The sequence below is a fragment of the Methyloversatilis discipulorum genome, from assembly GCF_018780585.1.
GTDB lineage: Bacteria > Pseudomonadota > Gammaproteobacteria > Burkholderiales > Rhodocyclaceae > Methyloversatilis > Methyloversatilis discipulorum_B.
Genome location: NZ_JADMJL010000001.1, coordinates 22745 through 41083, shown reverse-complemented (window position 1 = coordinate 41083; position 18339 = coordinate 22745). Strand labels below are relative to the sequence as shown.

Here is an 18339-nt window from a genome sequence, read left to right as displayed (position 1 = left end):
ACAAGCTATTCCTACGCTTGCCAGGGCAGAACATACAAGCGAGCTTGCTCGCGATCCGGCCTAAAACAAGGACGCCACGGCGCCACCCGCCCCATCGCGGCCAAGGCCGCGCCCACCAAAGCCTTCCCGATCCATCGTCGGAGCCAGATTTCTGTGGGAGCGAGCTTGCTCGCGAGCTCGCCGGCAAATAACGAGCCTAGGCTTCGCGAAATGCGTTCCGTTGAACTAGCATTCCAAAGTCATGAACAAGCTACCCTCCTCGCACCGGCTTCGTCGCGGCCGGGTCTCCGAGCCTGGACGCGCCTACCTGGTGACGACGGTTACCCGGGCGCGTGAACCGGTGTTTGAGGATCTGCGGTCAGCGAGAATCCTGATTGGCGTATTGATGGAGGCTGATCGCGTCGGAATGAGCCGAACCCTTGCGTTCGTCGTGATGCCCGACCACCTGCACTGGCTGTTCAGGCTCGACGCGGCGGCCACGCTGTCGCAAGTCGTGCAGCGGGTGAAGTCGGTGAGTGCGCACAGGATCCGGCGAGCACTCTGGCAGGCCGGATTCCATGACCGCGGCGCGCGTGAGGGCGAGGATGTACGCAATCAAGCGCGCTACATCGTTGCAAACCCACTGCGAGCGGGTCTCGTTGAAACGGTCGGCGATTATCCGCATTCGGATGCAATCTGGATCTGAATGGGTTGCGAGGGTCGCAGGGCAGCGGTGAGCCAGTGCTGCATCGCGACCAGAGGTCGCTCCCACCTACCCGCGCCGCCCCACCTGGTGGGAGCGAGCTTGCTCGCGATCCCGACCGGAACATGGGCACCACGGCTTCACCTGCCGCATCGCGGCCAAGGCCGCTCCCACAAAAGCACGCCCGATCCATCGTCTGGGCCAGATTTCCGTGGGTGCGAGCTTGCTCGCGATAGGCTCAACGATCGCCGCCTGCGGTCGCCCTTTCACGCTCACGCCGCAAGCACTGCCACAGCGATTCTTCCCGCTCGCCCGGTCGATTACCCCACAGTGCGCCCGATCGCTCATGACAACGTTCAGTACGCGCTGGCGGGATCAGGCCTTCCGAAATCAGCGCTTCGGCCCGGCAACGGAACAGACGGACGCGATCCGGCGCATCGTCGGCCATGGCTGCAGGCGGACACTCCACGCTGCCCTGCTCCGCCTGCGCTGGCGCACACAGCAGGGCGATGCAGCACAGAAAACGCTCAGCGCTTTGCCGCGGGAACATCGATAACGTCCAGCATCGCGCCGCGTTCACCGACGATGCGCAGTTCCGGCCGGTACATGTCCTCGACGAAGGTGCCGGGCACGGTGTAACGGCCGGGGGTGACCACCCGCACCATATAGACGAGGTTCATCGGCGCCGAATCGAGCTTCACCGCGGCGACGAAGCGGTCGTCGCGGTATTCGCGGTGTTTCACCCGGTTGTCCATCAGCGTGTCCATCACCCGCAGCGACTGGCCGTTCGGCAGCTGCAGCGTGAATTCAGTCGCCTGCGGCCCCTGCGACAGATTCTGGTTCTCGATTTCCAGACCGGCCGGCAGGCGGTCGACGACCAGTGCGTCATCGGCACGCCGGGTCGGCCTGACCTCGACCCGCACCAGCATCAGTTCGCCCACTTTCAGCGCGCGACCGCCCCACGGACGCCCGTCGGCTTCGAACAGCGTGCGCTGCGCCGTGCCCAGTCCGTTATCCACCGGCGGCGCAACCTTCGGGTAACCCGCGCCCTCGATTTCGACGTAGAGCGGCGCGTCGCCGGTGTTGCTGATCGCTGCGCCCTTGCGCGCCGCGGCCGCGTCGACGGGGAGCAACGCCGGTTTGTCGCCCTTGAAGTCAGCACCGCCTTCCAGCGTGAGCGCCCACGGCTTGCCAGCGCCCAGACCGGCGGCGCGGCCGGCCATCACCAGCGAGATCTGTTCCTGCGTCGACAGCCAGCGTCGCTTCGCCGTGTCATTCGACAACTCGAACAACAGGTTGGCGGCGCGGTCGAGCTTGACCTCGTGACGGGCGAGCAGCGCGTACAGCGTGGCGCGGTCGCGCAGCGGACTGCCATAATCGCCCAGCCATTCGTATTCGCTGTCGTTGCCGCGCAGTCCGTAGGGCTTGGCCAGCGCCTCATCGAGCGCGACGCGCGAACGCGCCTCGTCGCCCATCAGCTTCAGCGCCAGCCCGAGGTGGGCCAGCGCCAGCGGCGACTTCGCCAGCTGCCGGTGCTCGTCATGCAGCAGGCGCAGCGTGGCCAGTGGCGCGCGCTGCTCGCGCGCCAGCACATAGCCGAGGTGGGCAGCGTTGGCAAAACGCAGGTGGGCACCGCGCACGAGGTCCATCTGGCCGGGCTGGTTGCCGGCTTGCGCCGGCAGCCGCGGCATCTGCGACGGCGCGAGCTGGAACTCCTTCAGCATCCAGTCGCCCAGCTTCTTCTGGAAGGCTTCGGGCACGGTGAAACCGCCCGCCTTGGCGTCGATCAGGAAACCGGCGACATAGGCACTGATCCAGTATTCGTACTCGCCGCCGCCCCACATCGTCATGCCGCCGGACGCGCCCTGCATGCCGGCCAGCCGGCCGATGGCGCCCTCGACCATGGTTGCGCGTTCCGCACGCGAGTACTGCTTCAGACCCAGTTCCTTCGCGTAGGTCTCGTCGATGATGACGTGCGGCCAGGCGGAGCTGACCGTCTGCTCAGCGCAGCCATAGGGATAGCGCAGCAGGCCGCGCACGCTTTCGCGGATGTTCAGCGGCGGGCTGGACGAGGCGCTGACGTTCAGCGTGGCCGAGGCCGGCCAGAATTTATCCAGCAGCGCGGCGTCGATGGCCTGGCGCGCGCCCGGCTCGACCTTCAGGCGCAGCACGCTGCGTTCGAGCGCGACCGGCGGCGTCACCTGCAGCGCGGCTTCGCGCTCGATGTGGATGGGCTTCGCGCCGCCACTGGCGTCGAGCACCAGCTTCAGCCGCGCCAGCCCTTCCGCCTCGACCGCCTCGGCGTCGAAGCGCAGCGTTTCGCGCTGCTTCGGCGCCAGCGTCAGCGTGCGCGCGCCGTCGGCGATGCGCGCCGGCGACTCGGCCGACAGCGTGAGCCGGATCTGCTGCGGTGACTCGGTCAGATTGGTTACCTCCAGCGCCACCTTCGCGCTGTCGCCCGGCGCGATGAAGCGCGGCGTCGACAGCTCGGCGACGATGGGTGCCGCCACCGTCAGTTCGCGCTCGCCGTGGCCGTAACGCTCGGGCGTCGAGGCGACCGCCATCAGGCGCAGGCTGCCGTTGAAGTCGGGCAGCGTCAGCGTGATCGCCGCCTCGCCCTTGTCGTCGAGCTTCACCGGCCCGGAGAACAGATCGACCAGCTTCACCTTCTTCGGCATGCTCTGCGAGTCGCGCATGCCGGCGTCGCCGCCCCACTTGAGCTTGCCGCGCGAGCCGTCCATCTTCTCGATCAGCCGGCCGTAGATGTCGAGCAGGTCGGGCGCGTAACGCTGCTTGCCGAAGAAGTAGCCGTGCGGGTCGGGGGTGGCGAACTTCGTGATGTTGAGGATGCCCTGGTCCACCGCCGACAGCGTCACCCAGGCGGCCTGCCCGGTCGCGCCATCGACCTTCACCTTCACCGTGGTTTTCGTCTCCGGTTCGACCTTGGCCGGCGCGTCCAGCGCCACCTTGAGCCGGCGGTCCTCACGCGCGAGCGGGATGTGCGCCAGTCCGAGCGCGCGCGCCGGCGTGACGCGACTGCCTTCGCTGCCCGGCCGGAAGGCCAGCACCGACACGTAGAGATCGTGGCGGTTCCAGCTCTTGTCCAGCGGCAGATCGATGGCGGTACCGGATGCGCTCACCTTGACGCGCTTCGCCCACAGCACGCGATCGCCCTCGATCAGCACCAGCGCCTCGCCGTCGTGCGGCGGCGTCAGGTGTGCCTTCACCGTGTCGCCCGCCCTGTAGGGCGCGCCTTCGAGCCGCACCTGCACGCGGTCCGGCCGGTTGCCGAGCGCCTCGTTGTCCTGCGCGCCCCAGCCGGCGTAGAAGCGGTAGCGCATCGTGAGCTTGGTCTGCGGATCATCGATCTCCAGCCGGTAGCGACCCCAGGTGACCGGGAAACCGAGCTTGGTCTGCGCCTTCAGCGCGACGCTGCGGCTGTCGACCAGTTCGTCGTTCTCGCTGAAACCTGAATGCCAGCCGCGCTGGTCGTCGAAGCGCCAGTAGTACTGACGCTCTTCCCTGAACAGCCGCACATTGGCCTTGTCGATCGGCGCGAAGGCGGCGTCGGGCAGGAAACGGCCGACCTCGAATTCGGCCAGCGCCGATTCGCGCGCGACGTCACCGTCGAACAGCGGACGCACGGCGATCAGCGCCGGCGCCGGCCACCACGCGCGTTCGATCGAACGCACGACCGGGCGGCCGGCGGATTCGAGCAGGCTCAGGCTGACCCGAAGCTGCAGCGGCGAGCGTGCGGTACCCGGGTCGTAAGTCACCTCGATGGTCGCGGCGCCGCTGTCGTCGAGCGCCGTTTCCTCCAGTTCGCGCCGCCCCTTCAGCGCATCGTCGGCGAAGTCGCCGAAGATGAAGCCCGGTTTCTTCTGCGCCAGCGCGAAGCGCAGCCGCTCGGTGGCGAGCGCGCCGAGCAGGCGGTTGCCGGAGGCCGGCGCGCCGAACAGGTAGTCGCCCTGCACACCGATGTCGAAGGGTGCGCCTTCGGCGAGCACGCGCTCGTCGCTCTTCATCGCAAGCTTCATGCGCTCGGGAAGGAATTCTTCGATCTTGAAACGCATGACCGCATCCGGCCGCTTCGCTGCCGGGTCAGCACGCAGTTCCAGTGTCCAGGCGCCGGTCTGCGCGTCGGCCGGTATGGCCAGCGGCTGACGGTAGTAACCCGGTTGTTCGCCCGAGCTTTTCCAGACGCGCTGGCTCACGGTGCGGCCATCCGGCCGCTTCAGCACCGCGGTGAGCGGCAGCGGCTCGATCGCGCGGCCGTCGGCGTCGCGCGCCAGCACCGACACGTCGAAGGTTTCGCCCGGCCGGTAGAGGTCGCGACCGCTGTACGCGAACAGCTTGGTGCTGGTCGGCAGCAGTCCCGACGTGTCGAATTCCGACAGGTCCAGCGCCGCCTCGGCCAGCGACACGACCGACAGTTCACGCCCGCGCCGCGCGATCACCAGCCGCGCATCGGCCGGTGCCGCCTCGAAGCTGGCGCGACCGTCGCCGTCGCCCTTCACCGTGCCGACCCGCTTGCCGTCGCCGTCGAGCAGTTCGAATTCGACGCCGTCGAGGGCCGTACCCGACTTCAGCGACGTGGCGAAGGCGTCGATGCGGCCACCGTTGCGGTGCAGGTGCAGACCGATGTCGCTGACGTAGAAATAGGTGGTCTGGTAGTCGCCGGCGAAACTGCCGGGCGCGCTCATCACCGCGATGTAGACGCCGGGCTCCTTCAGCTCCTTGATGTTCTCGACCGGCAGGAAGCTCACGTGCCGGCGGTCCTTCTTGTCGTCGGTCAGGAAGCGGCCGAGATAGACGCTGGTCGACAGGTCCTTCAGCCGGTCGAGATACCAGCCCGAGGTGCGGCCGCGCAGATCGACCGTTCCGCCGTCGTAGTAGTCCTCGTCGTAGACCTCGCCTTCGCCGTCTGCGCCCTCCTCGGCCTGGGTGCGGCGGATGCCGTACACCTTGTCGAGGAAAGCCGGCAGCTGTGCCGGCTCGACGCGCAGGAACTGCACGTCGACCTCCGGCGTGTTGACGGTGACCACCGGCAGGCCGCCGTTCTGGCCGGCGGGCAGCACGGTGCCGCGGCTGGCAAAGAAGTGCGCCGGCGGCATGTCCTCGACCAGGGTTTCGCACTGGTGGGCGCCGGCCAGCTGATCACCGGATCGCGCCGCCACGCCGGTCGCGATGTCGATGCGGTAGCGACGCTTGGGCAGCACGCCGGAAAAGAAGGCAACGCGCGGGTTGTCGCCGACGCGCCAGTGACCGGCCACCTTGTCGGCGGCATCGCGCCCGGCGTCGGCTTCGCCGAGGTCGGTCACTTTCATCAGGTCGTTCAGTGTCTGCCGTGCGGCCAGCGGCCGGCTGAAGGTCACCGCCAGCACAGGCCCCTCGTCGCGGCTGCGCGCAGTGCAGTTCATGACCGCAAACGGCGTTGACGGGTCGTCACCGATCGCCGCCACGTCGGCTCCGGGCGTGCGCCCGAACTGCCACCATGCGCCGGCCGATGCGGCCACCACGACCGCTGCCGCCAACCATCCGACCACCTTCCCGTTCGCCATCGCGGACCGCCCGTATGTCATGACGCGACGGATTATCCTCGCTGCCGGGGCGTAATGGCGGACGAATGCACGAGGCCGGCGTCGTTCTCCACACTGCGACGGAGTTGGCTTCCCGCACCACTGCGGCAATCGCCAGCCCCTCATCCGGCGATATGGGCCGGCGTGCATGAGTCCATGCGTGGACGTGCCCGGTGCTCGCCGCTATGCTGCGCGGCCTGACGAATCAACGCCTTACCGCCATGCCCACGATAGAACTCCGCGGCGACCGCCTCGCTGGCGCGGCCACGCTGCGCAGCACGCTCGCCGACCTGCTCGACCGCCTTTACGCGCGCGACGGCGCGCTCGATGCATCACGCCTGACGGCGCTGGTGGTGACCGACGACGTCGCCGTGCCGGCGCAGGGCCAGGCCGAAGCGCCGCCGCTGGTGCGCGAGGACCATGCCGACGGCTGCACGATCACGCTGGCGGCGCCCTATGTCGAACAGGCGCTGGGCGGCGACACCGACCAGTTGCTGCAGCTGGTGCACCTGCTGCACCGCGAAATGTGGCGCGGCCAGCTGACGCTCGACCCGGTCGCCGCGGCACCGGCGGACGCGCTGGCGGCGCAGTTCGCGCCCATCGTCGCGCGCATGTTCGACGAATACCGCGCCAACCGCGCCAGCGCGTGGTCGCTGCCGGCCAAGGCCGACCTGCTGCTGCCCCACCTGCTCGGCCTGCTGGAGGAACTGCCGGCTGCCTGCGAACGGGCGCTGGCCGACTACCGGCTCGATGGCAATCTCGACGCGCTGGCCGGCATTTCGATGGCGCGTCTGGCGCTGCTGATGCAGACCACCGCCTTCAGCCTCGGCTACCTGGCCGGTCTCGGCCGTACCGTTGCCGATATCGCACCCGAACTGAAGGCGGGCATCGACGCCTCGCTGCTCGGTCGGGAATGGCCGCGTATCGCCGCGCTGCTGGCCGGCGCCACTGCCAGCGAGGGGGAGGCGCGCGCGCTGCAGCTGGACATGCTGCGCACGCGCGTGATCGCCGTGCTGGGCGCAATGGGCCTTGCCTCTCGCCTGGGCGAGGACGGCGCGGTCTGGATGGACGTGGCCGACGCGTCAGCCGAAGCCACCGCCGCCGCGGTGAAGCGCATGGGCACGATGCACTGATCGTTGGCGCTGCGCTCTCCCGCAGCAGGGTCACAGCCCCCGAGCCCGTATCGCTGCGGAAAGCCGCAATGCTGCGGACGGCATCTCCAGCCCTCGCCGCGCACCATCCACCGCTGCCGTCGCGGTCGGAAGACCGCTCCTGCGGCTGTTCGAGCGCACACGCGGTGGGAGCGGCCTCATTCGCGATACCGCTCACACACGCGGTCCAGCGCTGCGGATCATCGCCGGACCATCTGTCGGCGACATGAAAATGTCAAGTCCGCATCAACTCGTTGCAACCGGCATCGATCAGGCTGCGCAGGCGGCAAGGAAGCAGATCACGGCACAGGATCTCTTTGCCGAAGTTTGCATACCGGTCACCGATACACGAGGCGCCTCCCCATGTCTCCCCGCACTTTGCACGACGCCGCGAACGACGCACTCTTCCGGCCCTTCCCGCTGCTGCGCCCGCGACCGCGGCTGCGCGCGGTCGCTCCGGCGGCGCTGCAACATGCGGCGGCGCTGCCAGCCGCCATCGAATTCACGATTGCCGCCGATGCGGCAGACCTGGCGGCAGCAGAGGCGCTCGTCGTGCGCTGCTATGGCTGGCGTGGCTATGGCGTCGAGCAGCGCGCCGCACGGCAGGGTGAAACGACCTTGCTCGCGCGGCTGGAGGGCGAAGTGGTCGGCACGCTGACCGTGCGCTGCGGCACACGGCTGCGTCTGCAGGCGGAAGCAGGCTATGCCGAACACGTCGGCGAACTGCGCCGGCAGGGGCGCCGGCTGGTCGAATACACCCGTTTCGCCATCGACCGCGAGCGGGCGCTGCCGGACGATCTCGCGCCGCAACTGATGCGCCGCGCACTGCTGCTGGGGCACGTCGCGCTCGGCGCCACCGACTGCGTGATCGAGGTCAACCCGCGCCATGCGCGCTACTACCGGCGCGAGTTCGGGTTTCGCGAGTTCGGGCCCGAACGCACCTGTGAACGCGTCGGCGCGCCCGCCCGCCTGCTGCATCTGGACATGGTCGTGCCGCCGGCCTGCCTCGCGCACGACCCGCGGACACCGCTGCACTGAATGAGACGGCCCGCCGCTCAGCGGCCGCTGCTGCCCGGAGCCGGCACCTGTTCGGCCGACACCGCTTCGCCCTGCACCGCACGGATGCCCAGCGCGTACAGCCCGGCCAGCGTCTCCGCGTGTTCGACCGCCACCGCCATCGGCGTGATCGACAGCGCCGACGCAATGCCGGCCAGCGAGCTCACGTAAGCACCGGAGTCCGGGTTCAGCAGCGCTTCGCGCGTCAGCGTGACCGAGAACTTCACGTGCGCCGGACGCAGGCGGCGCAGCAGCGTCAGCGCGTTTGCATGAAGGCCGAAATGCTTGATGCCCAGCGCCAGACCGTTGGCCTGTGCCTGATGGGCAAAGGCCTCGGCGGCGTCCGGGTCGCCGAGCAGTGCCGACTCGGGGAACTCGAGCACCAGCGTGCCGACGCGCGGGTCGTGACGGTAACCGCGCAGCCAGCGCTGGATGTCGGGGTCGGTCAGCGTCGCCGCACCGACATTGACCACGGTAGCAATGCCGTCGCGACGCGCCTTCGCGTGTTCCAGCGCGCGCATCAGGCAGGCGCCGTCGAGCGCGGCCGACACGCGGGTTTCGCTCGCGTAGGCGATGTACTCGGCGGCGCGGATCAGGCGCTGGCCGTCGTCCAGCGTGGCACGCAGCTCGACGTGCAGCGGCGCTCCGATGTGTTCGCCATCGAGTGCCCGCGTGGTCTGTTCGGCAAAGGCGATGCGCCCGGCCCCGATCAGCTCGCGCACGCGGGTACGCAGACTGCCGCCGCCCGCTTCCGCCAAACGCGCGTGTGCCAGCACCGGCGCCGCGCCACTTTCGATGCGCCACTGATGCAGCGCGCGATCGGCCGCTGCAAGCCAGTGCGCTGCGTCGCCGTCGCCGGCGCAGTCGGCCGCACCGGCCCGCCAGGCGTAGGCCTGACCTGCCCCGGCGGCGGCGGCGAGGCTGTTGAGCCGCGCGAGCAATGCCGTCAGCGCGTCGTGCGTCGTGTACTCGTCGGCATCGAACAGCAGCGCGAAGCAGGCACCCTCGACGCGGCCGCTCAGTTCAACCGTATCGATGGCCGCCATGAAACCGGCCGATTCGGTCAGCAGATCGTCGACCGCTTCGCGACCATACAGATGGTTCAGGTCCTCCAGCCCCTCGACGCGCAACAAGGCCAGCCAGCCGCTGCGCGTACCGGCTTCGATGCGCGCTTCGAGCGCGGCGCGGAAGCCGCGACGGTTCGGCAGGCCGGTCAGTTCATCCACCAGCGCCTGGTCGCGGAACTGCGCAGCGCGCCCGGCTTCGCTTTCGAGCGCGCCGGCCATGGCGGTGAGCATGCGGTTGAAGGCACCGACCAGTGGCTGCAGTTCGATCGGCATGCGCGTTTCGTCGATGGGCACGAACTTGCGCGATGCCGCCGCCACCGCCGAACGCTGCACGCGGCGCAGCGGGCGCAGACCCCAGCGCAAGGCCATCAGGCCGAGCACACTGGCGACCGCCAGACCGCCGCCCATCCACAGCGCCAGTGTCTCGGCTATCGCCCACAGCTGCAGCTGGGCCCAGTGCGGATGCGGCTCGACCACCACGCTGCCGGCAATGCGCCAGCCATGCATGATGTCGGCACTCTGCGCGCCGGCCGCCAGCGGCAGCAGGTCGATGAACCATTGCGGCGCACCGCCGGCCAGCCGCGCCGGTGCCTGCCGCGCGGCGATCACCGCACCCTTGGCATCGCGCACCTCGATGCGGCGAAGGTAGCTCTGATCGAACACAGGCTCGACCAGGCTTTCGGCATTCTGCAGCGCCGGTTCGCCGCCGGCGGTCAGCGCCACCGTCAGCGACAGCGCGATCGACTGCGCCTGGCTGGCCATCTGCGCCTCGACCCGGTCGCGCGACACCCAAAGCGCGGTGGCCAGCGCCGCCGCGAAGGCGACGACACCGACGCCGAGCAGCGCTGCCAGCAGACGCAGGCGCAGGCTGTTCATCCGCGCACCTCGGCCTCGACCCGATCGAGCAGTTCGCGCCACTTGCGCAACTGCTGCGGCGAGCCCAGCTCGCGGTCGCCGCCGCTCTGCACCTTCCACACGCGGTCGTCATTGAAGCTGTAGACCGGCGTCAGGTCGGGCCGGTCGCGCGCCAGCATGAAACGCTTTTCGAGATTGTCGAGCACCCAGGGCTCGGCGCCGGGCTCCGGGTAATAGGCGAGCACCATGTGGTTTTCCAGGCGCCCCTGGCGGAGCAGCCGCACGTAGGTGATGCGCAGCTTGTCGGCTGGCATGCCCAGTTCGCGCAGCGCGAAGTACTTGGCCAGCGAGTAATCCTCGCAGTCGCCGGCAGACAGCGCGGCGAATTCCACCGGCGTCGCCCAATAGTCTTCCGACTGCCAGAGCTGCGGATCGGTCACGTAACGCGCGCGATTGGCGATCTGGTTGATCCGCTCGACGCGAACCGCTTCGTCGGCGATGCGGCCGGCGGCATTCAGCGCCTCGGCCAGCTCGGCCATGCGCGGTCCGGCCTTGTCGCCGAAACGCGCCGTCATATTCTGCTGCAGCTCAGTGCGCACGGTGAGCAGATAACCCTGGTAGGTGAACGCAGTCGCCTGTGCCGCCATGAACACCAGCAGCAGGCAGGCGATCAGGCGCGGACGGGACAGCACGACAGTCAGGGCGGGCAACGGTGTCATGGCGACGGGGCAAAGGACAGTTCTCCTTTAACGGTCGTACCGTGCTTCGCCTTGATGCGGAGCGGGCGCTACCAGAACTGCCATTGTGCCGTGTGCACCACCCACAGGCCCAGCAGCAGATTGGTCAGCGCGTGCGAAACGATGGGCAACCACAGGCGCCCACTCGCCCGGTACAACTGACCGTAGGCCAGCCCGGCGACGATGCCTGCCGCCCACTGGCCATGCTCGAAGCCGAATGCGATCGAGCAGAACAGCATGCTGCGCAGCGTGACCGAGCGCGCGGCCACCGCAAGGAAATTCGGGGAATCGAGCCAGCGCTGGATGAAGGAGCGCCAGAACAGCTCTTCCATGACAGGCACGACGACGGCGGCACCGAAGATGCGTACGACGACCACGGGAAGGATGAGCGCACCGGCCTCGTCCAGTGGCTGGTAGCCCTTGCCCGGCGCGAAGGCGAAGGGCGAGAAGTCGAGCCATATCCAGATCGCCCAGACGACCGCGCCGGACACCAGCGCCGCGACCCAGCCGGCGGCACCGGCCAACGGCCCGGATGGCGGCGCTTCGCGCAGTTCCACGTAGTCGCGCTGAAAGTACAGCAGAGCGGCAATGACGCTGGCGATCTGCACCGCATACATCCAGCGCACGTCGACACCGGCCAGCTCGGCCAGCGGCGCGGAGATGACAAGGAAGACGATGTAGAGGGCGAACGGAAGTACGCGTGCGAGCACTGCACGCCTGGATGCTGCGGTGGTCGGGCTCATCAGGGCCGTGGCGGGAAGGTCCGGAATGGCCGGATCATACGGCCGCCATGCGACATGGAAATGTCACCAACCGTTACAACGTCACCCGGGTGTCGACTGCGCCACGACCGGCGTCCACACGGGCAGCCATCCCGGTTCGCCCGGCGCGGCCTGCCAGGGTGGCGCCGGCTCGCAGCCGGGCATCCACAGCGCCTCGCGGCCGACCGCAAGGATGGGAGCGCGATCGCGCAGCCAGGGCGGCAGGCCACATTCCTGCGCGATCTGCTTGACGCCGGCACGCGGTCGCCCGGGACCGCGGCAGACGCGGTCCTTGGGCTGGCGGGCACGTATCGTGAGCGAGCCCGTGGGCAGTGCGGATGGCGCAAACCCGCGCCCGATCACGGCGTCGAAACGCAGGCATCCCGGACCCCAGGCGATGTCGGTTTCGCCCTGCCAGACGACAGCTGCGGGCGGTGGCTGATCGGGCATCAGCCACAGCAGGCCGCGATGACAGAAGCCGGCGACGCCGGCGTGTGTCACCGGGCATTCGGCGCCCGGCTGCCAAGCGCGGATCTGGCGCAACCATTCGTCCAGCCACGCTTCGGTCGGTGCCGTGCGAGCGCCATGTACGCGCAGCAGGCGACGCAGCAGGTTGCGGCTGCGCGCGTCGTCGAGCGCACGCAGCCCGTCGATGGACCAGGCGATGCCCCATTCGGTCGCCATGGACAGTGCGGCCGCATCGGCGTCGGCCAGGCCGTCGAGCAAGGTCTGCGCCTCCGCCAGCCGGCGGGCGACGCCGGACATGGTTTCGGCGGTGCGCGGCCAGCGAGCGGCCAGCCGCGGCATCACCTCGCGGCGCAGGTAATTGCGTGCGTAACGGATGTCGGCATTGGATTCGTCCTCCATCCACACGAGTCCGTGCGCGCGTGCGCACATCTCCAGCGAGACGCGGGACAGGCCGAGCAGCGGCCGCAACTGGGCCGGACGCGACGGGGTGGGCGGGCGCCAGACGGGCATGCCGGCCAGGCCGAGCAGCCCGGCGCCGCGCACCATGTTGTGCAGCAGCGTTTCCGCCTGGTCGTCGGCGTGGTGGGCGGTCAGCAGTGCGTCGGCACCCAGGGCCTGCGCCTGCGCGTTGAGGGCCCGGTAACGGGCGTCGCGGGCGGCGCATTCAAGCCCGTCCGGGCTGGCCGTGTCGACCTGCACGCGATGCAGCGAGAACGGAATGCCGAGCGCGGCCGCCTGCACCGCGCAGTGATCGGCCCAGGCATCGGCGTTCGGGCTCAGCCCGTGGTGGACGTGCGCGCACGCCAACCGCCAGCGATGGACATCGCGGGCCGCGGCCAGTGCGTGCAGCAATACGGTTGAATCAAGCCCGCCGCTGAGGCCGATCAGCAGCTGGGCGCCGTCGGCCAGATGCGCCGCCGCGCTGGCGGCGATGCGGGCGTACAGATCAGGCGACCGCCTGCTCCTTGAACTTTCCATAGGACATGAGGCGCTCGAAACGGCGCTCGACCAGCTGGGTGGGGGTCAGGTCGGCCAGCTGGCGCAGCGATTCGGCCAGCGCGCGCTTCAGCGAAGCCGCCACTGCGGCATGGTCGCGGTGCGCGCCACCGGCAGGTTCGTTCACGACCTTGTCGATCAGGCCCAACGTCTTCAGTCGCGACGCTGTGATGCCCATGATCTCGGCGGCGTCGGCGGCCTTGTCCGCGCTCTTCCACAGGATGGACGCACAGCCTTCGGGCGAAATGACCGAGTAGGTGGAGTACTGCAGCATCATCAGCGTATCCGCGACGGCGATCGCCAGCGCGCCACCGGAACCGCCCTCACCGATGATGGTGGATACGATGGGTACCCGCAGTTCGGCCATCGCGTAAAGATTGTGGCCGATCGCCTCGGACTGGCCGCGTTCCTCGGCATCGATGCCCGGATAGGCACCCGGTGTATCGACGAAGGTGAATACCGGAATGCCGAACTTCTCGGCCAGCTTCATCAGGCGCAGCGCCTTGCGATAGCCCTCCGGGCGCGGCATGCCGAAATTTCGGAGGATCTTCTCCTTGGTGTCGCGGCCCTTCTGGTGACCGATCACCATGCAGGACTGGCCATTGAAACGGGCGATACCGCCGACGATGGCATGGTCGTCGGCGAAAGCGCGATCACCGTGCAGTTCCTGAAAATCGGAGAACATCAGGCGCAGGTAATCGAGCGTGTAGGGGCGCTGTGGGTGGCGCGCCACCTGGGCGATCTGCCACGGCGTGAGCTTGGCGTAGATGTCCTTGGTCAGCGCCTGGCTCTTGCCCTCGAGTCGCGTGATTTCCTCGGATATATCGACAGCGGAGTCATCCTGGACAAAGCGGAGCTCTTCGATCTTGGCTTCGAGCTCGGCGATCGGCTGTTCGAAATCGAGAAAGGTTGTTTTCATCAGGCTGACCACAAACAAAGGTGCGCAATTCTAGCGCGTCGAGGGCGCGACGGCTCGTGCCGCGTGCAAGCGGCCGCAGCAGCCGGATTACCTCTGTAAATCAATGGGATGGAAAGAAAAAACCGGCTTGCGCCGGTTTTCTTCCTACTTGATTCGCCGCAGATGCGGTCGCGCCGCCGGCTTTTCCGGTGTCGTCAGCACCGGATGCTCGACCCGGTCGGTGACCGGGTTGGGCGCCAGATCGGCACGGACCGGCTGGCCCGGCGTCACTTCGAACGCCATGCCGTGGCCGTTTTCGCGCGCGTAGATCGCGGCGACGCACTCGACCGGAATCGTCAGTTCCTGCGCCACGCCGCCGAAGCGGGCGGAACAGGTGATGAGCTCATTGCCCATCACCAGCTGGTGCACCGCCTCGCGGCCGATGTTCAGGATGATCTGGCCATCCTTCACATACTGGCGAGGCACGCCGGCGCGGTCGTCAACAACGACCGCGATGTACGGCGTCAGCCCCTGATCGGCGCACCAGTCGAACAGTGCGCGCAACAGGTAGGGCTTGGTGGAAACGGAACTCATGACGTCCATGAAGACTTTCGCGCAGAGCCGACGCGGGTCAGCGACGCATCACCTTTTCGGACGGCGTGAGCGCATCAATGAACCCTTGACGGGAGAAGATGCGCTCAGCGTACTTCATCAGCGGTGCAGCCGACTTCGGCAGCTCGATACCGTAGTGGTCAAGGCGCCATAGTAACGGAGCGATGGCCACGTCAAGCATGGAAAATTCCTCGCCCAGCATGTACTTCTGCTTGGCGAAGATCGCGGTCAGCTCGGTCAGGCGGTCGCGCAGGTGGGTGCGCGACTTGTCGGCCGTGCGTGCGTTCTTCTCGAGCGCCTCGATGTGCGAGAACAGCTCGTTTTCGACCGTATGCAGCAACTGGCGTGCCCGCGCGCGCATGATCGGATCCGGCGGCATCAGCTGCGGATGCGGAAAGCGCTCGTCGATGTACTCGTTGATGATGTTCGAGTCATACAGGATGAGATCGCGATCGACCAGAACCGGCACGCGGTTGTAGGGATTGATGACCGCGATATCTTCCGGCTTGTTATAGAGGTCGACATCGATGACCTGGAAATCCATGCCCTTTTCGTAGAGCACGATCCGGCAACGATGGGAAAAGGGATCGGTAGTCCCCGAGTACAGATTCATCATGGTGTTAACACCCCAGGAGTACTCGGCATCCCTCACCACGCGTCTGACGCGTGATGAGGTCGCTTCGCGATGACCGAGAGCTTGCATGACTTTCGGGCGTATTGATTAGTGAATGTCTTTCCAGAATTCGCGCTTGAGCAGGTAGCTCAGAACGAGAAGAACGGAAAGACCGATGATGACCAGAAGACCGGTCTGACGGCGCTTTTCAGCGCCCGGTTCGCCCATGTAGACCAGATAGGCGACGAGATCGCCGACCATCGAGTCGTATTCGGACTTGCTCATCTTGCCCGGCTTGGTGAGCTCGAGCTGAATGACTTCCTTCTCGCCGCCGTGACCGTCAGCCACCTTGACGTGCTTGGCCGTCTGCTCGCCCTGCAGTTCGTACAGGACGTGCGGCATGCCGACATTGGCGAAGGTGGTGTTGTTCCAGCCGGTCGGACGGTTCTCGTCGCGATAGAAGTTGCGCAGATAGGTGTAGAGCCAGTCTGCGCCACTGCCATCGGCCGAAGCACGCGAACGCGCGATCACCGTAAGGTCGGGCGGCGCGGCGCCGAACCATGCCTGACCGTCGCTGCGGGTCAGGGCCACCTTCATCGTTTCACCGACCTTGTCGGCGGTGAACATGAGGTTGTCCTTGATCTGCTCGTCGGTCAGACCGACATCCTTCAGGCGGTTGTAGCGCATGTAGGACGCCGAATGGCAGTTCAGGCAGTAATTGACGAAAACCTGGGCGCCGCGCTGGATGGCGATGGCGTCGCGGAATTTCTCGGTCGGCGCACGATCGAGCTGCACCGGTTCGGAACTGGCAATCGCCAGCAGGGGCGCGCACAGCGCGCCGAGAAACAGTTTTTTGAGTTGTTTCATGGTTCTCTGGCTCTCAGTGACCGGTCACGCGCGCGGGTTCGGGCTTGCACTTGTCGATCGCGGTGTACCAGGGCATCAGCGCGAAGAACAGGAAGTAGATGACCGTGCAGATCTGCGAAACCAGCGTGCCCATCGGCGTCGGCGCCTGCATGCCGAGGTAGCCCAGGATCAGGAAGGCGATCACGAACACCACCAGAGCCGACTTGAAGATCGGGCCCTTGTAGCGGATCGACTTCACCGGCGAGCGGTCCAGCCACGGCAGCGCGAAGAAGACCATGACCGACAGGCCCATGAAGATGACGCCCCACAGCTTCGCATCGACCCAGAAGAAGTTGATCGTGTTGGCACGCAGGATCGAGTAGAACGGCGTGAAGTACCAGACCGGCGCGATGTGCGGCGGCGTCTTCATCGGGTCAGCCGGGATGAAGTTGTTGTACTCCAGGAAGTAGCCGCCGAACTCGGGACCGAAGAACACCACGGCCGAGAAGCAGATCAGGAAGACGACGACGCCGACGATGTCCTTCACCGTGTAGTACGGATGGAACGGGATGCCGTCCAGCGGGATGCCGGTCTTCGGGTCCTTGTTCTTCTTGATCTCGACGCCGTCCGGGTTGTTCGACCCGACTTCGTGCAGCGCGATGATGTGGGCGGCGACGAGGCCGATCAGCACCAGCGGCACGGCGATGACGTGGAAGGAGAAGAAGCGGTTCAGCGTCGCATCACCGATCACGAAGTCACCACGCAGCCAGGTCGACAGGTCGTTGCCGATCAGCGGGATGGCCGAGAACAGGTTGATGATGACCTGGGCGCCCCAGTACGACATCTGGCCCCACGGCAGCAGGTAGCCCATGAAGGCTTCGGCCATCAGGCACAGGAAGATCAGGCAGCCGAAGATCCACACCAGCTCGCGCGGCTTGCGGTAGGAACCGTAAAGCAGGCCGCGGAACATGTGCATGTACACGACGACGAAGAACGCCGAAGCGCCGGTCGAGTGCATGTAGCGGATGAGCCAGCCCCACGGCACGTCGCGCATGATGTATTCGACGCTGGCGAAGGCCACCGGCACGCCCGAGGCGTTCAGCGACGCGTCCGGCTTGAAGTGCATGACCAGGAAGATGCCGGTCACGATCTGGATCACCAGCACCAGCAGCGCCAGCGAGCCGAAGAAATACCAGAAGTTGAAGTTCTTCGGTGCGTAGTACTCCGAAAGGTGTTCCTTCCAGAGCGAGGTGAGCGGGAAACGCTCGTCGATCCAGCCGAGCAGGCCGGTCGTGGTCACTACCTTTTCGCCAGCCATCGATCAACCCTCCTTGGAATCCTGGCCGACCAGGATGCGCGAGTCAGACAGGAACATGTACGGCGGAACCTTCAGGTTGTCCGGGGCCGGCATGGCCTTGAACACACGACCGGACAGGTCGAAGGTCGAACCGTGGCACGGACACACGAAGCCGGCGACATCGCCGAGCTGTGCGTTGGAGCCCGACTCGAAGGGGCCCGACGGCGAACAGCCGAGGTGGGTACAGATCGCGACGACGACCAGCACATCGGCGTGGTCTTCACGCGAGCGCTGAACGTTGCGTGCGTATTCGGGAGTGAACTCGGAAGGATTGCGCTCCGACTTCGGGTCGGCCAGCTTGTCCTCGATCTTGGCCAGCGCTTCGAGCTGGGTCGGCGTACGGCGCATGATCCACACCGGCTTGCCTTGCCACTCGACGGTGGTCATTTCACCGGGACCGAGTTTGGAGATGTCCACCTCGACCGGAGCGCCGGCCGCTTTCGCGCGCTCCGAAGGGGAGAGACTGGTGAGAAAAGGCACTGCCACCGCAAGCCCGGCCACACCGCCAGCACAGGCTGTTGCCACGAGCAGATTGCGCCGGCCGCAATCCGCTTTCCGTTCATTGCCACTCATGCTTTATCCCGTCTAGACAATTGATTCTGCACAACCTGCGATTATACCCTCAAGCGGTGCCCCGTTTAAAGCCCTGCTGCACTGCAAA

At 67.0% G+C, this 18339-nt stretch carries 14 protein-coding genes; 3 read left to right on the top strand and 11 right to left on the bottom strand.

From position 1 onward, the window contains the following. Positions 1-241: 241 nt before the first annotated feature. On the top strand, positions 242-685 hold the full coding sequence (locus IV112_RS00180) for an REP-associated tyrosine transposase (RefSeq protein ID WP_304000286.1): 444 nt from the start codon (positions 242-244) through the stop codon (positions 683-685). A 524-nt stretch (positions 686-1209) separates the two neighbouring features. Here IV112_RS00180 and IV112_RS00175 read toward each other — a convergent pair. Further along, a complete protein-coding gene (locus IV112_RS00175) occupies positions 1210-6243 on the bottom strand; it encodes an alpha-2-macroglobulin family protein (protein ID WP_304000284.1) in 5034 nt (1677 codons plus the stop codon). Between the two features lie 239 nt (positions 6244-6482). Between IV112_RS00175 and IV112_RS00170 the strand changes: the two genes are divergently transcribed. Together IV112_RS00170 and IV112_RS00165 are read left to right on the top strand one after the other, a co-directional pair. Then, positions 6483-7394 (top strand): hypothetical protein, encoded by a 912-nt coding sequence (locus IV112_RS00170; protein WP_304000281.1) that lies wholly within the window; start codon positions 6483-6485, stop codon positions 7392-7394. A 381-nt stretch (positions 7395-7775) separates the two neighbouring features. Beyond that, a complete protein-coding gene (locus tag IV112_RS00165) occupies positions 7776-8450 on the top strand; it encodes an N-acyl amino acid synthase FeeM domain-containing protein (protein WP_304000279.1) in 675 nt (224 codons plus the stop codon). Positions 8451-8467: 17 nt separating this feature from the next. On the opposite strand, the gene IV112_RS00160 is transcribed toward IV112_RS00165, so the two are convergent. The 10 genes from IV112_RS00160 to petA form a co-directional block, all read right to left on the bottom strand. Continuing rightward, positions 8468-10411, bottom strand: coding sequence for an EAL domain-containing protein (locus IV112_RS00160; RefSeq protein WP_304000277.1), 1944 nt, complete (start codon positions 10409-10411; stop codon positions 8468-8470). After that, complete coding sequence (locus IV112_RS00155; protein ID WP_304000274.1) at positions 10408-11109, bottom strand: transglutaminase-like cysteine peptidase; 702 nt, start codon at positions 11107-11109, stop codon at positions 10408-10410. The genes IV112_RS00160 and IV112_RS00155 overlap by 4 nt, the downstream gene beginning before the upstream one ends. A 68-nt stretch (positions 11110-11177) precedes the next feature. Then, on the bottom strand, positions 11178-11870 hold the full coding sequence (locus tag IV112_RS00150; RefSeq protein WP_304000273.1) for a CAAX prenyl protease-related protein: 693 nt from the start codon (positions 11868-11870) through the stop codon (positions 11178-11180). An 81-nt stretch (positions 11871-11951) separates the two neighbouring features. Further along, the gene (gene tilS, locus IV112_RS00145; protein WP_304000272.1) at positions 11952-13334 is read right to left on the bottom strand and encodes a tRNA lysidine(34) synthetase TilS; all 1383 of its coding nucleotides are present in this window, start codon (positions 13332-13334) and stop codon (positions 11952-11954) included. After that, entirely contained in the window at positions 13303-14271 is a 969-nt protein-coding gene (locus IV112_RS00140) for an acetyl-CoA carboxylase carboxyltransferase subunit alpha (protein WP_304000270.1), read from the bottom strand. The genes tilS and IV112_RS00140 overlap by 32 nt, the downstream gene beginning before the upstream one ends. 144 nt (positions 14272-14415) lie before the next feature. Further along, the gene (locus tag IV112_RS00135) at positions 14416-14853 is read right to left on the bottom strand and encodes a ClpXP protease specificity-enhancing factor (RefSeq protein WP_020164299.1); all 438 of its coding nucleotides are present in this window, start codon (positions 14851-14853) and stop codon (positions 14416-14418) included. Positions 14854-14881: 28 nt separating this feature from the next. Continuing rightward, positions 14882-15478: a glutathione S-transferase N-terminal domain-containing protein gene (locus IV112_RS00130; RefSeq protein ID WP_024300503.1), complete on the bottom strand. Its 597-nt coding sequence runs from the start codon at positions 15476-15478 to the stop codon at positions 14882-14884. Positions 15479-15583: 105 nt separating this feature from the next. Then, a complete protein-coding gene (locus IV112_RS00125) occupies positions 15584-16342 on the bottom strand; it encodes a cytochrome c1 (RefSeq protein ID WP_304000266.1) in 759 nt (252 codons plus the stop codon). A 13-nt stretch (positions 16343-16355) separates the two neighbouring features. Then, complete coding sequence (locus IV112_RS00120; protein ID WP_019918650.1) at positions 16356-17639, bottom strand: cytochrome b; 1284 nt, start codon at positions 17637-17639, stop codon at positions 16356-16358. A 3-nt stretch (positions 17640-17642) separates the two neighbouring features. After that, a complete protein-coding gene (petA, locus tag IV112_RS00115) occupies positions 17643-18251 on the bottom strand; it encodes a ubiquinol-cytochrome c reductase iron-sulfur subunit (protein WP_029143637.1) in 609 nt (202 codons plus the stop codon). Between the last annotated feature and the right edge of the window lie 88 nt (positions 18252-18339).

Coding starts and splice junctions, on each gene's coding strand:
- IV112_RS00150 (WP_304000273.1), bottom strand. CDS start 11,870: ATGAGCCCGACCACCGCAGCATCCAGGCGTGCAGTGCTCGCACGCGTA.
- IV112_RS00160 (WP_304000277.1), bottom strand. CDS start 10,411: ATGAACAGCCTGCGCCTGCGTCTGCTGGCAGCGCTGCTCGGCGTCGGT.
- IV112_RS00125 (WP_304000266.1), bottom strand. CDS start 16,342: ATGAAACAACTCAAAAAACTGTTTCTCGGCGCGCTGTGCGCGCCCCTG.
- IV112_RS00155 (WP_304000274.1), bottom strand. CDS start 11,109: ATGACACCGTTGCCCGCCCTGACTGTCGTGCTGTCCCGTCCGCGCCTG.
- IV112_RS00165 (WP_304000279.1), top strand. CDS start 7,776: ATGTCTCCCCGCACTTTGCACGACGCCGCGAACGACGCACTCTTCCGG.
- petA (WP_029143637.1), bottom strand. CDS start 18,251: ATGAGTGGCAATGAACGGAAAGCGGATTGCGGCCGGCGCAATCTGCTC.
- IV112_RS00170 (WP_304000281.1), top strand. CDS start 6,483: ATGCCCACGATAGAACTCCGCGGCGACCGCCTCGCTGGCGCGGCCACG.
- IV112_RS00140 (WP_304000270.1), bottom strand. CDS start 14,271: ATGAAAACAACCTTTCTCGATTTCGAACAGCCGATCGCCGAGCTCGAA.
- IV112_RS00180 (WP_304000286.1), top strand. CDS start 242: ATGAACAAGCTACCCTCCTCGCACCGGCTTCGTCGCGGCCGGGTCTCC.
- IV112_RS00175 (WP_304000284.1), bottom strand. CDS start 6,243: ATGGCGAACGGGAAGGTGGTCGGATGGTTGGCGGCAGCGGTCGTGGTG.
- tilS (WP_304000272.1), bottom strand. CDS start 13,334: ATGGAAAGTTCAAGGAGCAGGCGGTCGCCTGATCTGTACGCCCGCATC.
- IV112_RS00130 (WP_024300503.1), bottom strand. CDS start 15,478: ATGATGAATCTGTACTCGGGGACTACCGATCCCTTTTCCCATCGTTGC.
- IV112_RS00120 (WP_019918650.1), bottom strand. CDS start 17,639: ATGGCTGGCGAAAAGGTAGTGACCACGACCGGCCTGCTCGGCTGGATC.
- IV112_RS00135 (WP_020164299.1), bottom strand. CDS start 14,853: ATGGACGTCATGAGTTCCGTTTCCACCAAGCCCTACCTGTTGCGCGCA.